Annotated in this window: 17 protein-coding genes; 4 read left to right on the forward strand and 13 right to left on the reverse strand. The window is 51.0% G+C overall.

What is annotated here, in order from left to right; translation table 11 throughout:
* Positions 1 to 279 precede the first annotated feature (279 nt).
* From KWG61_RS14100 to KWG61_RS14110, 3 genes are read right to left on the reverse strand one after another with little or no spacing between them, the layout of a single operon-like run.
* Complete coding sequence (locus tag KWG61_RS14100) at positions 280 to 927, reverse strand: ABC-2 transporter permease (RefSeq protein ID WP_230268504.1); 648 nt, start codon at positions 925 to 927, stop codon at positions 280 to 282.
* Positions 924 to 1,790 carry an ABC transporter ATP-binding protein gene (locus tag KWG61_RS14105; RefSeq protein WP_230268505.1) on the reverse strand — a complete coding sequence of 289 codons (867 nt, stop codon included), beginning with the start codon at positions 1,788 to 1,790 and terminating at the stop codon, positions 924 to 926. Before KWG61_RS14105 ends, KWG61_RS14100 begins: the two co-directional genes overlap by 4 nt.
* Complete coding sequence (locus KWG61_RS14110; RefSeq protein ID WP_230268506.1) at positions 1,787 to 2,173, reverse strand: GntR family transcriptional regulator; 387 nt, start codon at positions 2,171 to 2,173, stop codon at positions 1,787 to 1,789. Before KWG61_RS14110 ends, KWG61_RS14105 begins: the two co-directional genes overlap by 4 nt.
* A gap of 240 nt (positions 2,174 to 2,413) precedes the next feature.
* Here KWG61_RS14110 and KWG61_RS14115 point away from each other — a divergent pair, with 240 nt between their 5' ends.
* Complete coding sequence (locus KWG61_RS14115) at positions 2,414 to 2,743, forward strand: hypothetical protein (RefSeq protein ID WP_242744355.1); 330 nt, start codon at positions 2,414 to 2,416, stop codon at positions 2,741 to 2,743.
* A gap of 355 nt (positions 2,744 to 3,098) precedes the next feature.
* Here KWG61_RS14115 and KWG61_RS14120 read toward each other — a convergent pair whose 3' ends face one another.
* Both KWG61_RS14120 and KWG61_RS14125 read right to left on the reverse strand, forming a co-directional pair.
* Positions 3,099 to 4,373 (reverse strand): type IV secretory system conjugative DNA transfer family protein, encoded by a 1,275-nt coding sequence (locus KWG61_RS14120; RefSeq protein WP_242744357.1) that lies wholly within the window; start codon positions 4,371 to 4,373, stop codon positions 3,099 to 3,101.
* A 4-nt stretch (positions 4,374 to 4,377) separates the two neighbouring features.
* Positions 4,378 to 4,965: an ATP-dependent Clp protease proteolytic subunit gene (locus tag KWG61_RS14125; protein ID WP_230268509.1), complete on the reverse strand. Its 588-nt coding sequence runs from the start codon at positions 4,963 to 4,965 to the stop codon at positions 4,378 to 4,380.
* 177 nt (positions 4,966 to 5,142) lie between these two features.
* Here KWG61_RS14125 and tnpB point away from each other — a divergent pair, with 177 nt between their 5' ends.
* The 3 genes from tnpB to KWG61_RS14140 all read left to right on the forward strand — a co-directional run bounded on the left by tnpB (position 5,143) and on the right by KWG61_RS14140 (position 7,461).
* Complete coding sequence (tnpB, locus tag KWG61_RS14130; RefSeq protein ID WP_230268547.1) at positions 5,143 to 5,529, forward strand: IS66 family insertion sequence element accessory protein TnpB; 387 nt, start codon at positions 5,143 to 5,145, stop codon at positions 5,527 to 5,529.
* A gap of 92 nt (positions 5,530 to 5,621) precedes the next feature.
* Positions 5,622 to 6,065 (forward strand): hypothetical protein, encoded by a 444-nt coding sequence (locus KWG61_RS14135; protein WP_242744358.1) that lies wholly within the window; start codon positions 5,622 to 5,624, stop codon positions 6,063 to 6,065.
* 37 nt (positions 6,066 to 6,102) lie between these two features.
* Positions 6,103 to 7,461 (forward strand): transposase, encoded by a 1,359-nt coding sequence (locus tag KWG61_RS14140; protein ID WP_242744360.1) that lies wholly within the window; start codon positions 6,103 to 6,105, stop codon positions 7,459 to 7,461.
* A gap of 248 nt (positions 7,462 to 7,709) precedes the next feature.
* Here the strand turns inward: KWG61_RS14140 and KWG61_RS14145 are convergent, their stop codons facing one another.
* The 8 genes from KWG61_RS14145 to KWG61_RS14175 form a co-directional block, all read right to left on the reverse strand.
* Positions 7,710 to 9,149, reverse strand: coding sequence for a hypothetical protein (locus KWG61_RS14145; RefSeq protein WP_242744362.1), 1,440 nt, complete (start codon positions 9,147 to 9,149; stop codon positions 7,710 to 7,712).
* Positions 9,150 to 9,265: 116 nt separating this feature from the next.
* Positions 9,266 to 9,559, reverse strand: coding sequence for a hypothetical protein (locus KWG61_RS14150; protein WP_242744364.1), 294 nt, complete (start codon positions 9,557 to 9,559; stop codon positions 9,266 to 9,268).
* Positions 9,560 to 9,593: 34 nt separating this feature from the next.
* Positions 9,594 to 10,397, reverse strand: a complete 804-nt coding sequence (locus KWG61_RS14155) for a hypothetical protein (RefSeq protein WP_242744366.1) — start codon at positions 10,395 to 10,397, stop codon at positions 9,594 to 9,596.
* Positions 10,398 to 10,416: 19 nt separating this feature from the next.
* On the reverse strand, positions 10,417 to 10,884 hold the full coding sequence (locus KWG61_RS14160) for a hypothetical protein (protein ID WP_242744367.1): 468 nt from the start codon (positions 10,882 to 10,884) through the stop codon (positions 10,417 to 10,419).
* 71 nt (positions 10,885 to 10,955) lie between these two features.
* Positions 10,956 to 12,029: a hypothetical protein gene (locus KWG61_RS14165; RefSeq protein WP_242744368.1), complete on the reverse strand. Its 1,074-nt coding sequence runs from the start codon at positions 12,027 to 12,029 to the stop codon at positions 10,956 to 10,958.
* A gap of 387 nt (positions 12,030 to 12,416) precedes the next feature.
* On the reverse strand, positions 12,417 to 12,911 hold the full coding sequence (locus tag KWG61_RS14170; protein ID WP_242744369.1) for a protein phosphatase 2C domain-containing protein: 495 nt from the start codon (positions 12,909 to 12,911) through the stop codon (positions 12,417 to 12,419).
* A complete protein-coding gene (locus KWG61_RS16555) occupies positions 12,866 to 12,994 on the reverse strand; it encodes a hypothetical protein (RefSeq protein ID WP_256460705.1) in 129 nt (42 codons plus the stop codon). The genes KWG61_RS14170 and KWG61_RS16555 overlap by 46 nt, the downstream gene beginning before the upstream one ends.
* 462 nt (positions 12,995 to 13,456) lie before the next feature.
* Positions 13,457 to 14,386: a hypothetical protein gene (locus KWG61_RS14175; protein WP_242744370.1), complete on the reverse strand. Its 930-nt coding sequence runs from the start codon at positions 14,384 to 14,386 to the stop codon at positions 13,457 to 13,459.
* Between the last annotated feature and the right edge of the window lie 4 nt (positions 14,387 to 14,390).

A 14,390-nucleotide genomic window follows, 5' to 3' on the forward strand; every position in this document is an offset into this window, starting at 1 on the left:
CCAGAAAATTGAAATAGTAAATTCCAGTCCTGGGCGATTTTTTCGTTTCGTCTTTCTGGAAATTCTAACTTCCATTTCGAACTTAAATTCCAGTTTTCTTTCCTGCGAACCGCGCGTCTGCTGGATCTTCTGCCTGCAGAACCTGGCAGACAAAAAGGCTGCTCAAATGCAGGACAGAACCGTCTGTCTTCGAGCAGCCTGGATTCTCAAGTCGAGCACGATGGGAAAAGGACTATCCGTTTCCACGGGATCCGCGCACTGTTTGAGATTTTTCTGTTTTTATTTCTGATCCATTTTCGCGAGCAGTCTGGGAACGATCAGGTAAGAAAGCACGACGCAAAGCACCATAATGGCAAAGCATGTCCACAGAAAATCGGTCTGCATGCTGAAAGGGGCTGCATCGGCTGTGGCCATCGCTTTCGCCGAAGCCTCATTCAGTTTGATGCTCCACAGAGCAACGCAGGCACCGCCGGGCAGGAGAGATCCAAAAATACCCAGGATGAAGGCGCTCTTTGGCAGCATGGTGATCAGCGGAATGCCAAAGCCGAGGGCGGAAAACGACAGAATCCAGCCGAGCAGAATATTGATCAGTACAACTTCCTGATCTTTTCCAAAGCCAAGACCATAGACGATTGCCAGACTGAGTCCGAACCCAAACAGTCCGCAAAGCAGACTGAGGATATATTTTTCGCGGATGGCGGTCGGTCTGGAAATGGGCAGTGCGGTCTGATACAGATTCCATCCGCTCATTCGATCGGTAATGATCGACGCTACGCCCTGCATCAGAAAATAAATTGTAATATAGGAAATCAAGCCTTCACTGGCGTCCATCCAGATCATGAAAATACTGATCAGGGCGAAGATTCCCAGCATTACAATCCACTGGGTTTTCAGCATCATGAAGTCCTTTTTCATAAGTCCTTTCATCGGCTTTCTCCTTTCCGCTGCCCTTTGGACAGCATGACGATCATTTCATCGAGCGTCGCCGGATGAATTGCATAATCCGGATACCGCCGGCTGAACTCGGTACGGTCTTTGACCAGCATTTCGGTATGCAGACTTTGCGCTCTTGCAGCCAGGATCAGCTGCTCATCGACGAACTGAACCTGATCCGCGGTCAGCTGGGCAATGCCAAACCGATCGATTTCCTCACGGTCGAGCTCGAACAGGATTTTTCCGTCCTGAATGTAGAGAATCGAATCTGCAATCCGTTCCAGATCCGAAGTAATATGACTCGTCATCAAAATGGCATGGTTTTCGTCTTCCATGAATTCCTGCAGCAGATCCAGAATTTCTTCGCGTACGACCGGATCCAGTCCGGCGGTCGCCTCATCAAGCAGAAGCAGGTCCGGCTGATGCGCCAGTGCCGTCGCAATCGAGAGTTTCATGTACATGCCGCGGGAGAGATGGGCAATTTTCCGATCCAGCGGTACCTGAAAACGATCCAGAAAACGGAAGAAGTAGTCTTCCTGCCAGTTTTCATAAATCGTCTTCATGATGGACGAGATTTCTTTTGGCGTGAATGCGCCCGGCAGACCTTTGGAGTCGCCGGAATAGCCGATTTGGTTGTGCAGGCGCGCATTGTCCAGGGCATTTTCGCCGTACATCAGAATTTCGCCGGACTGGGGAATGTCCTGTCCAAGAATGCATCGAATCGTTGTACTCTTTCCCGAGCCGTTTTCACCGACCATGCCGACAACCCGGCCGGCCGGGACGGTAAAGGAAACGTCCTTCAAAGAAAAATCCTTAAAGGCTTTATTGAGACGGGTTACTTTAAGTGCGTCTTTCATACTTCGTCTTCCTCATACAGCAAAGAAACCAGATTCAGCAGCTCTTCCAGAGTCATCTGCGTTTCTTTCGCTTTTTTAATCAGCGCTTCCGCACAGGCTTCCACTTCTTTCTGTCTGGCTTCCTGCGCTGCCTGGCTGTCGATCTGGGCAACAACGGTTCCCCGCCCGACAGCCGACTCAATCAGGCCTTCCTGTTTCAGATCTTCGTAGGCTTTCTGAACGGTAATGACGCTGACTTTCAACATTTTTGCCAGAGCCCGCATGCTGGGAACCGACTGACCCGGGTTCAGCTTGCCGGAAAGGATCTGGCTTCGCATCTGTGTTTCGATCTGCTCATAAATAGGGACGTCTCCCCGAAAGCTAAGAACGATTTCCAGTTCCATAATGGGTGATCTCCTTTTAGATATTGTATATATACAATCAGTACATTAAACACATTTCAAACGTTTGGCAAGAGCTCCGCAAAAATATTCGAATGAGACCTTTTACGCGATGCATTTCCCGCTCCCTGTTAAAAGCCAGACAAAAGGAAGAGAAACGCTTCGCCTGTCTTCTCTTCTTCTGGATGGAATCCATCGCTTGGATGGAAGCCATCGCTCATTGCGGATATAAACGGTCCGCTTATGAGCAAGGCGTGCATTTCTCTTCCTGATTTTGTATTGCGTTGTCTATTGGGTGTTGTATGGCAATTCGTTTCGCGCTTTGAATACGAGCTGGTATTCGGGCGGCTTAGTCGTGAACAGTCAGGCTGTGCAGCATTTCCACAAATCTATACGCAAATCGGCTACTGGAACGAAGTAGTCAAACGGAATCTTCCCAGAACTCATTTTCTGACCATCGATAACAACGCCACCTTTACCAGCGCAGCCGGGATTGGCGCCTTCCCTACTTTGTTTCCAACTGGCTTCCGCATGCGAATGAAGGCGTCGTCGTCCGTCCCGTCGAAGACATGACCATTCAGTACTGGCTCGTCTGTCTTCGCCAGAATCAGGAAATGGTCCGTTTCATTCGATCGCTCTGAAGATCTCTGAGAAACACGCAGTCAGGGACAGCGGTCCGGCGAGCAATGTTTCTGAGATCCTGGTTCGAATTCTCTGCTGGCTCTATACTGGCTTTCCACTGGTTCTCTGTACCGATACTCTGTATCGATTTTCTGTACTCCGTCTTCGAGCGCACTGAAAAAGACAAAGACAGGCTGCCCATCCGGTATTTTTTCCGTTTGAGCAGCCTGTTTTTCAATTTGTATTTCTGTTCTGAACTTCTTTGTACAGGGTAGGCACCTGCAGTAGAAATCGTCTGTTTAATGGATCAGACGCTCGTAGAAGCTTTTCTGCTGGCGGGCTTCCTCTTCAAACGCCTTCTGGACCTTCTGGTAAACCGGGTGGTCGAGGACCGGATAGCGCTGCGTGCGAAGCGGGCGGCTTCCGACACGGAAGATGATTTCTTTTCCGACCGGCATAGAGAGCACGTCTTCCAGCGGCAGATTTGCGCGAATGCTGACGTTTTTGCCGTCTGCAAGTCCATGCCGCCAAGATAGACGTATGTGTTGCAGTTGTTGATAATCGTCGTCGCATCCTCCCGTCCATACATTTTGTTCAGCTGAGATTCGGACTGCAGAAGAAGGGTAACGGAAATGTTCTTTTCGCGGAAAACCGAAATCATTTCCGGAAAGTTTTCGATGCAGCCGCCGCTCGCAAAGTCGTCGCAGATCATGTGTACGCCAATCGGCAGACGGCCGGAACCGCACGTATCCGCGAAGTGAAACAGCGTACGGAACACCTGGCCGTAAAAGATATTCAAATAATTCTGAAGACCATTGTTTGTGCTCGAAGTGGAAACAAACAGAACGGTTTTCTTCCAGCCCATCTCCGCAATATCCAGCCTCTCCTTCTTGCGAAGCAGTTCCCGCATGGATGAAGGAAACAGGCGGTCGATTTTGGAGTTCAGATCGCTGAAAATACATCCGGCTGTCCGGATCGGCGTACTGACAAACGTTGACCAGCAGCGGGCCTCAAAGCTGTCCGGCGCAATTTCCAGAATTTCCCGGAATTCCTTATCCACGCTCGTCTGCACCAGATCGCGCGAATAGTCCAGGTGAATGCGGCTGTGAAACTGCAGCACCTCGTCCAGACCGGCTCCCGGATGAAGGCGGCACACATGCGCAATTTCGGCGCTGAACAGCGAAGCAGCGGCCTGTGCCCAGTATGGATCGGCTTGCGAATACGGATTTTTCTGCCCGTCGCCCACGATGAGCGAGGTGGCAAAATACTCGATGTCTTCATCGGACATCATGTAATCGAGCGGATCAAAGCGGACATCCGATCGTTCCGGATCGATGAAATTCAGATCAATCACTTTGTAGCCGCGCTCTTCAAACAGACGGCGGTACGTATTGACCAGACGGCGCTTGGTGACGGTAACGACCAGAGACGATTCGGTCGTTTCCAGCAGGCGCGGTTCGCAGATGGACATCGTTTTTCCGCTCCCGGAAAAGCCGCAGACCATCACGTTGTTGTTGATGCCAGTCAGAGCGCAGTCGCTCGAATAAATCGCGCGATCGCCGAGAATGATTTTTTCACTCATACGCTTATCCCTCCTGAATCAGTTCTCCCAGCTGTGCCTTTCCATCGCACAGCCCAAAATCGATGGCTTCCTGCAAGGTGAAATACCGGTCTTTGGCGGACGCTTCCTCAATTTCCTGCACGCTCTTTTTCGTATGTGCAGCCAGAATTTCATGAATGCGTCCGGAATAGTCGGCGAGTCTTTTCATGACTTCCTTCAGCGATTCATGGTTTCCCGCAAACGAAGAATTCAGCAGAGGCTCATGAATCATGAGCTGGCTGTCTTCAAACATCAGACGCTTCGCGCCTGCCGCAAACAGAACGGCAGCCATCGAATAGCCTTTCTGCATGCAGACGGTATGGATGGGTGCCGGACTCGACTGCATGGCGTCATAAATCAGCAGGCCGGCCCCAACTTCCCCGCCGGGTGAATTGATATACAGATCAATGGGCTGACTGGGATCTTCCTCATTGAGTGTCAGCAGCTGCAAGACGATGCTGTTGGCTTTTTCTTCATCCACTTCTCCAAACACCAGGATGCGCCGTCTGGACAGATGCCGGGTTTCCATAGGAATCAGGGTGGTTCCCTGACAGGTCTTTTCACTCAGATACATAACTGGCCTCCTTTACCAGGAAAGAAGAAGTTCGACCTGCACCTCGTCCGGGTCTGCAGGCTTTCCTTTTCTTCTTTCCTGTCCTGATTCAGTTATACGAAGTAAGCGTCAAATAAAAGACGGGTATTTTCTCGACCGCCTCCTTGGGATAATTCCTTTATTCAAGGAGGCTTTTTCATGGAATCAATCATCCCTGCAATCGATCTCGGTATCGATTTCTCCAAAGTTAAAAACATCTATCTGGCTCAGATGCCTGCTGACCTTCGCAAAGGAATTGACGGTTACGTCTCCCTGGTTCAAGGACCTCTCGCTCTGGATCCGCTGGATGGATCCCTCTTTCTCTTCGTTAATCGACAGAAGAACAAGATCAAAGGTATCCTTCGTGACGGAAATGGATTCTGGCTTGTTTATAAGCGACTCTCCAGATCTTCCCTTCAGTGGCCTGTCAGCACTGACCAGTCCGACTTCATGCGAATTGACTGTTCGCAGCTGGCTTCTCTGCTTTCCGGTCTGTCGATTGTTCCCCAGCCGGCATTTCTGCCACGAACTTATAAGTATGTTTAAACCAATTTAAAAGGATGATTTTCTTGAAGGAATATCAAGATAAATCATCTAATTTACTTTATCTATCGCTCTAAATATGTTAAAATTAATACATGGATGTGCCGAACCCTTACCAGACAATCCGCAACGAGCTCCTCGAAGATCTTCATCATCAGATCAGCACCATGACGGAAGAAGAGAAAGACAAATTTATTGAGGATATGTACCTGGATCTCTATTTCGCTAAAGAAATCAATAAAGCCGTGAAAAGCGGCCGCTTTGGTCCTTCTACGGAAAAGATGGTTCCCTTGAAACTGGATTACTCTGAAAACGAGGACGGCGGCCCAGATATCAATATTCTGAATAAACAGCTGGCTCAGCTTGATCTGAAAGCCGATGTTTGTTTTAACCGGGCTACGAAATATCAGGAAGAGGGAGACCGCTATCGTAAAGAAGCTGAAGATTTAAAGCTCAGTTCTGTTGAAGGAAGCAAGAAAAACCTTCCACCAAGTGCAGAAAGCAGGAAGCGGTCAAAGAAACCACTACCTTCAGTGTAGAAGGGAAAAGCGCATTTGCCCAGTTTGCGGCTGTGAGATGAAAACTGTTGGAATGAAACGTCACTATAGGATTCATCGGATTCCCGCTCGCTATAGGCTGGAAGAAGTGCTGCGTGAGACAGTCGCGTGCCCAAACAAGTGTACGGATGAAAACGGGAAAGCCATCATCCGCACCGCCGAACCTGACGAGCCTGCACTGATCGACAAGAGTGTCGCAACTTCCTCTATGGTCGCGGGAATTGCCTACGATAAGTTCGTAATGGGAACCCCGGCCTATCGTCAGGAAAAGCACCTGAGTCTCACGGGACTGCCGATCAGCCGTCAGACCATGGGCAACATCCTGGAAAAAACTTACGATCTTTATCTGAAGCCCCTCGTAAAACAAATGATTGAGGATCTCCCAAACTGTAACGTCGTCCATATGGATGAGACGGTTTTAAAGTGCACGGAGGTTAAAGATCGAAAACAGTCTTCTATGGTTGTCGCCGTCAGCGGAATCTATGAAGAGAACCAGATGGCTGTCTATAAGTTTTTCCCTTACAAGAAACAGGAGTTCGTAATCGCCCTCCTTGGCGGTTCTTTTCGTCATGCCCTTATGACAGACGGGCTTTATGCATATGCCAGCTACTATGTCCCCTGCAGAAAGCTCAACTGTATGGCCCATGCGAGAAGAAAGATCTTCGAAGCCATCAAAGTCCGGTCAGACTTCGCGCAGTATCAGGCAGACGTCCTGAAGTGGGAAAAGACCACACTGGAGAACGACGAAGAGGCCGCAGAAGCGGCAGCCCAGCTGGACGAAACAGAGAGACCCGAACCAAGTCCGGGTCTCCAGATTCTGCTCACAGCCCTGTCTCTGTTCGGGAAGCTCTACCACATCGAATCCCACGTTGCTTCTTACTCGCACGAGGCGAGAACCGAAGTTCGGCAGGAACTTTCAAAGCCCTGCTTTGAAAGACTCACAAGAGTCATGATGGAGATTCAGAGTGGATTCGAGGAAAGAAGCACCGCCTACAGAGCAGCCAAGTACTTCATGGATCGAGCGAACTCGTTGGGAAGGTACCTGGAAGACGGTGATTATCCGATCGACAATAATGTGGCAGAAAGAGCCGTAAAGCCATTCGTGATCAATCGCAAAAACTTCCAGACTACGAAGAGTATCAAAGGTGCGGAAGTCGTCGCAGCGTTTATGACTTTGTTTCGATCGGCTGAAATGAACGACTTAAATCCAGAGCGCTACATGGAGTACGTTCTGGATGAACTCAAATGGTTCAAAGACGATGAAATCGCGGTAGATGTATTGAAGTCACTTCTGCCGTATTCAAAGGATTTACCTGAATATCTTCGAATTGGATACCGTGGACCGGATCCGAAGTATGAAGAAAACGATGAAGAATAAAAATACGCCAAGCGGGATCTCGAAAGGGATCCCGTTTAGCGTATCTAATATTCAGTCTCGCGTATACCCGTCGATTGTTTGACACTTACTATACGAAATGGCGGACCTTTGCATTTTACGGGGTAAAAGCATGCAGTGCTCCCTAGTGAAAAGACATAGCCAGAGAAACGGAACCCCGAAATCCGTTTCACACCGATTTCGGGGTTTGTTAGAAAAGCAGATAAATCATAAGGGTATACATCCGTTTTTTACTTGAACGCTTCGACAATTTTTTCCGGAAGGTTCTCCAGCGTATCGGGCTCGTCCATCGCGCCGGCCGAAAGAAAATACACATAATCGAGATCGCCGGCACGCTCCAGAGCATCCCTCTGAACCGGTTCTTCCCTTCTGGTGCAGGCATATGGCGAGCAAAGTACATACACCATCCGGCAAAGGCCATGTCCGCGCGCCATCAGCTGATCGATCGTTTTCAGATCGGCAGACGATGGCTGGTTTGCCGTATCGATCACGCGTACAAAAACCGAACGAAGACCTTTGATCAGCAGGCAGTCAAATTCGGCCGGTCTGTCCAAAGAAAGGTTGCCTTCCCGCGATTCAAAGGACATGCCGCCCATAAAATCGTCGTACTTTGAAGTCATGTGCAGATGCGAGACGAGACGGGCACGAAGGATCGCAACCGGATTGCTCAGCAGCTGCTTCAGACGGTGCGAGACAAAGCGCAAAGGCGCACCCGCTTCGAGCGGTTTTGTCCATCCGCTCGAAATCAGAAGCCGTTTCTGAATCAGCCGTTCCAGACACGCCCGGCAGGACGAAACAATCTCAGGCGAATACTGACTTTCCAGACGCGAAAGCTCTTCTTCCAGGTGGCTGGTTTCCAGATCCAGCGGATCCAGCGCAACCTTCACTTCCCTATTTGCAGCTTTTTCGATCTGAACCGTATGTTCGTCCATGACCAGACGGAAATTCCAGAACAGACGCGCAAAGCTTTCCTTCAGATCAAAAGGCGATACTGCGCGAAATTCGAGCGATTCTACGTAGCGGGAATACAGACCGCTCTCTTCTTCAATGAGATGCGCCTGTTTCAGCGCATCCATAATGCGCTTTAGGGCGGGGCGGCAGGCTTCCGGCAGGGCGTAAACCTGCATTCGCTCATGGGCTGGGGCCAGAGCGTGATCATCAAAGACGATTGGCGAAATGTGTACGGAAAGTGCGGAAAGCAGTTCACAGAGCGATGTCCACGCCGCTGGATTTTCGGAATAAATCGCCCACAGCTCTTCGTCGCCTTCATAGTGCGCAAACGCCGGCTGACCGGTTTTCAGACCCAGCCAGTTCATGACTTCCTCATCCTGCATGCAGGGTCTTTCATTGAGACATTCCGGCTGGAGAGAATCGCGTTCCGGACAGTCTGAAAGATCCGGATCCAGATTGTCTTCTTGGAGGGACTTTACAGTATTTAAACGATACGCTTTGCCGCTTTGAACGAGACCTTCCAGCAGGCTTCCTGCCGGTCCGGTTTTCTCAAATCTCTGCACAAACATCCGGGCTAAAACCGAAGGCTTTGAAACGAAGGCTTCTGCATCGTTTTCGATGCTTCCGCTTTCCTCCGTTTTGTTCCTGTCCGATGCCCGATCGAGAGCTTCATCCGAGCAGTCTGGATTCAGGATATAGACGGGAACTTCTCCATCCATTTCGGTTTCGGTGTATACCGGACCGCACCTCGAAGATGAAATGGGCAAAAACGCTGTTGAATCTCCCTCATTCAGAAGTACAAGATCGATTTGAAGACTTTGATGACGGGTGCGCATCAGGCGGGCAATCTGCACAGCCAGCGCATAGTCCCGTTTCGCCTCTTCCTGATTTTTGGAGCGCAGACCATCCGGAGCTGACGGGGTTCAAACGCAAAAAGCGTATGGAGAATATCTTCCACGTACTCCAAACGAAGTTCCATCCAGATCTGATGTTCGCTGCTGAAATCGAGCAGAAACGGAATTTCATCAATCAGAACTAAATCGTTGATCTTCCAGTCCTTGTAATCGTGACAGGCGGCAAGCGGCCAGAAGCTTTGTTCAAAACGGTTCAGGATATCGGCTGCACGCACGGCTTGCGCCGGATCCAGCTTAGCGAGCGCTTTTTCAGGATGCCCGTGTGCTTTTTATACGGCCCGCTGGCTTTCTGCTCCCCATTCCAGATTTCCAGAACGCAGCTTTTCCAGGCGAAAAACGCCGACCAGACGGTTTCGTTTGCGCGGGCAATCGATTCCAGTTCCTCCAGTCCCAGAGAAACGGCGTAGCCGAGGCGCGCACGTCTCTGGCTTTTCGCAAATGGTGCTGGTGCACTTCCACCGAGCGTCGATCCAGATCATCCAGTAAAGCCAGATGTGCTTCATCGGCCTGATCCCACATGGACCGCTCTTTCCAGATTCCGTTCTGAAGCGTCAGACTGGGCGTGGAATCCACCAGCAGCAGATGGTGCTCGTGATGGTCGTACGTTCTGCCCGGAATGCAGGCGTCCAGATCATCCAGCCGGCTCCAGCCGCGGCAGAGCTTTTCGACAATCCAGCGGCGATGTTCCGCGCACACCAGATTTTGTCTGGCCTGGGCATACACCGGATCCGACAGGCGTTTTCGAAATTCGGAAAGTACGTCCTTCGGATTTTGTAGATCGAGCGTCAGATCGAATCCCGCCAGCTTTGCGGGAATAGTCATAGCGGTACATAAAGACGAATAGTACGCGTAAGGATCTTCAAATTCGCGTCTGGCAGCTTCCAGATCCGGCATGCTCTGGCGCTGCCATAACAGATGGGCATTAAACGCCAGCTCATCGAGCAGCCGGCATAGTTTTTCTTCGTCTTTGGAAAACTCTGCATCCGTTCGGATTGGCAAGGCTTCCATACTCGAACATGTAAAATCCGGTTCTTTTTCGTTTTCCTGCCACACAGCCAGCTCGTAGGGGCCCTCAGGAAACTGCTGATGAAAGCGAATATCGCAAAGGACGTTCTCTTGTGCACACAGATCGCTCAGCGAAGCAGCCAGATTGCGGTTTCTGGTATCCCGTGCGAGCGCAATGAAAACGGAATCCGAATGCAGAACGTCTTTTGCAGTCTTCCCGGCAGATCGAACAGCGTATCCCCGATGAAATCGAGGTGCAGAGGATAAAAACGAATGGTTCCATACGAAGCATTTGCGGGAACGGATTTTTCACGGTTCCAAAAGGCGTTTCGTAAATGAGACCGAAGAAATCCCGAAGACCCGGCCGCCCTTTTACGTACCGTTCAAATTCTTCCGGATCTTCGCTGACAATCAGAATTTCTACTGGGTTTTCCTCAAACTGAATCATCTGCAAAAGCAGATCGATAACCAGCTCGCTGAAAATGCCAAACCCGATCAGCATGACCCGGTTTTCCCGGCGCGTTTTCCCGTTCAATCGGGGATTTTGCCGGCCGACGGGCAGCTCAAACAGATGCGCATGAAGATGGCGCAGCGGTTCCAGTCCTCTTAAGCGGGAACTCGAAGACGCCTGAAAAAACTGTTCGAGCGAAATGAGCGCGCTCTGCTGCTTTTGCGCCGCGTCATCTGCCGCACGCGGGATAAGATGGCGTTCAGATCTTCGAGCATCAGTTCCGCGCAAGGATAGCGGCGCGCGCGAGGCGCCAGAGCCCGGCTGATCATCTGCGCAAGCTGTCGTAAAAGGCGCGATGCATTTTTCAGAGCCGGATCCGCGAAGAGCCGGGAATTTTTCAGTTCGGCATACACCGCACCAAACGTACAGCCTGCCGGATTTCCATCCGGGGTTCTTCCGTGTTCGCTGTCTTCTTCGGTAAAAATCAGCGCGTTATACAAAATGGCGCCAATCGAATAGAGATCGGTCTGATTGCTTGGATCTTCCCAAAGCGCTTCGGGTTCCATATAGCCTGGCGTTCCCGTGACAATGAGGCCTGGTTTGTAAACCGAACAGATCGATTCCACATCGTACAGGCAGACGCCCTGCGAGAGATACGTATCGTTGTGCTTGCGGATGCCGAAGTTGGCCGGTTTGAGATCCCGGTGAACCATTCCGCTTTCGTGAAGCGACTGCACGCCGCGCAAAAGCGAACCGATCGCGGTCAGCAGCAGTTCCAGAACTTCACTCGCCGTTTTCGACGACTGACGAATGGAGCGGCAAAGATCCGCGAACGAAACGACGCGGGCAGCCGGCATCCAGATCCAGAAGCTGCCTTTCTGTCCTTCTTCTTCATAAATTTCGTACAAGGGCAGAAAGTTCGCCAGATCCTGCGACTTTCCTTTCTGAAGCGTCTCCCGAAGCAGGAAGTACGGGGCAAGCAGCGGATCGACAAAATCTGCACTCTCGCCCTTTTGTCCGTACTGTTTCAGTACCCCGCGAAAACTTTCCTCGTGATAAGCTTCGTACACCGTAGAAAAAGCTCCTTCGCCAAGTTTTGAACAAATATGAAAAACCCGGCACAGCCGCTCCTCGCTCTGTCTGGAATACAGCACCAGCCGGATTTCATTTGGATTTCGAATTTCCATACCCATTCCCGCATTCTTTTTGGTATTCTTTTGGGCCTTCATATCGGCCTTCTTCTCAGTCAGCTTTTTTCCTTTTCTTTTCAAGTTTCTTTTCAAGTCTTCTCGCACCGGTGCGTTTTGTCCGTCCCCGGACGACCGTTTTTTCAGCTGCTGGCGGTTTTCCTTTACAGCGACATGCTTCTACAGGGGCATGCTTCCCTCGCCCTGCAGCAAAATGGTTCTGCGTATTCGGCGGCTCTCCGGCTTCTGCTTTCTTTCAAAAGGCGAATAAGAAACCGCGCCGTCGGCCTGAAGCCTCCAGGTGCCGGCTTTTGCGATCGTGTCCCCGAAAAATCAGCAAAAACCGGTGACTCTGGGCTTCGACGAACCAGAATACGTTCTATTCGATTTCCCGGCCCCGGATAGGCAGCCGCATTTGGGCCGGCGTTTTTATATCGACACAAACCGGCGTGCCGTCGTGCCGGTCGTATGTTCGATGCCCTTATCCAGTTTTCGAGCTGGAGCGCTAAAAGGAACAGTCGTCCACACCGTTTCCTTTTTCAGATAGCCCGTAATTCCCTCGAAGTTTTCGGATTCTATGAGCTTTCGAGCCTCGGTTTTCATGCGGTTGCGATCGTACAGTAAAGACCAGGCTCCATCCGAACAAAGCAGAATTGACGTATACGGCTTGCCGCAGACGTGTCCGATCTGAAGGAGACGCTCGCCATGCACTGTGGTCGATGCGGGTGTTCCGTTTTGCTTCGAAGCCGGCATGACCAGCAGCCCCCGATCGGTTTCTTCTCCCATCGCCAGGATCATCGCATCGCCAAGCGAGAGATAAAACAGACGATCCGTATCCCGGTCGTATCGAAGCGCGGCGTATATACACGAATAGTCCTCTACGCTGCATCCGGTTTTTCGGCTTCCAGTCGCTGGGCATTCCACACTTTCTCAAAGATTTTCTGGCGCTGAAGACCGGCCGGCCGGGTCAGATCCAGATCCATCAGCAGATCGAGCAGCGTGTGCACCGCGATTTTTGCGCCTTTCGCCGCTTTTTACACGTACTGACTCCGTCCGCCAGTGCCAAAACGACACGATTTTCTTCCACTGCCGCGCCGAGGCAGTCTTCGCAGTCTTTCTTTTCCTGGATATGACGCGTACCGCGATCCGACATCCAAAACAGCATTTTTCTTCCTCCACAGACATCTCCCTTCTTCGCCAGGAACTGCCGCGGCGGCAGAGCCGGTTGTTTCGAAAAAGAAAGGCGAAAGACAGAACCGTCCGCAAGGCCACCGATATAAGCAACCGATCTAAATAACCGATATACATAACAGAGAATTTCCTCTCGTATACATAACGGAAAATTCCCTCACGCAGAAGGTGCTGTCGGGCGGCCAGGAGCCGCTAAAGAATCAGGGAGGCGTAGGAGGAGAAGGTCAGCAGGACATCGAACAGATTTTTGCCGCTGACGGGCTGGTAGCCGGCGGCGATCAGATACGGATCCGCCTGCTGCTTAAAGGCTTTGAACAGATCTTCGTAGCACGCCCACATATCGGGGAATCGACGGCGTGCAGATCGTTGAACAAATAGTAGAAGGCACTCAGCAAAACCGTCCGGCTCATCGCCATAAGCTGCGGCACGCTTCTGGGCTCTGGTTTCGGCTCAGCTTCTTGCGTGTTTGAAGCTTCGGCCTGTTTCTGGGAATCGGCTTGCTTTTTCAAACTGGCCAGTCTGTTTGCTTTCCCGTTTTGTACGGCTGCCTTCGGCAAAGTTTCTGGTACCGTTATCCCATTGTCCCTGGCCAGAACTCTGGCCAGGTTCAGGATTTCTTTGTCATCCAGATTCTGGTCTGCACACTGATTGCGAACCCTGGCCACAAAATCCGTCCAGATTTGCATGGGATCTTCCGCATCCGGTTCTTCTTCGGTATCGGACGGATTCAGCGCTTCCAGAAGCACTTCCGGCAAAAGGTTTTCTTCCTGCTTTCTGAACTGTTTTCCGTCTTTTCCTATAGAAGAGACCAGATTGTTGGCATTGATCAGAAGACGCGCAAACTGTTTGACGTCTTCGCCCGCAACGCCCAGTTTTTCTTCGAGCAGCCCGATCCCCTCTTTTTGCATGGAGCGTACGTCGGTAAACCACAGACCGCCTTTGCACGTCTGGGCATCCACGCCGCGCGCATTGAGCTGATCGAGAATCGCCTGATACTGCGCTCTGGCACTGCGCTGTTCCTGTGCCAGTTCCATGACGGTCGGCGTTCTCCTAGTATCCGTCAGCGCGTAGATATCGCAGTCGTAGTTTTCGAGAAGAAACGCTTTAAAATCCTCCTCCGACCACGAAAGCGCGTCCTGTCCTTCCAGATTCGAGGCGAGAGGGCTCTGCCGGACGTAATTTCGATACTGCTGTGTCGGCGTCTCCATAGCT

The organism is Allobaculum sp. Allo2, assembly GCF_022701175.1.
GTDB lineage: Bacteria > Bacillota_I > Bacilli_A > Erysipelotrichales > Erysipelotrichaceae > Allobaculum > Allobaculum fili.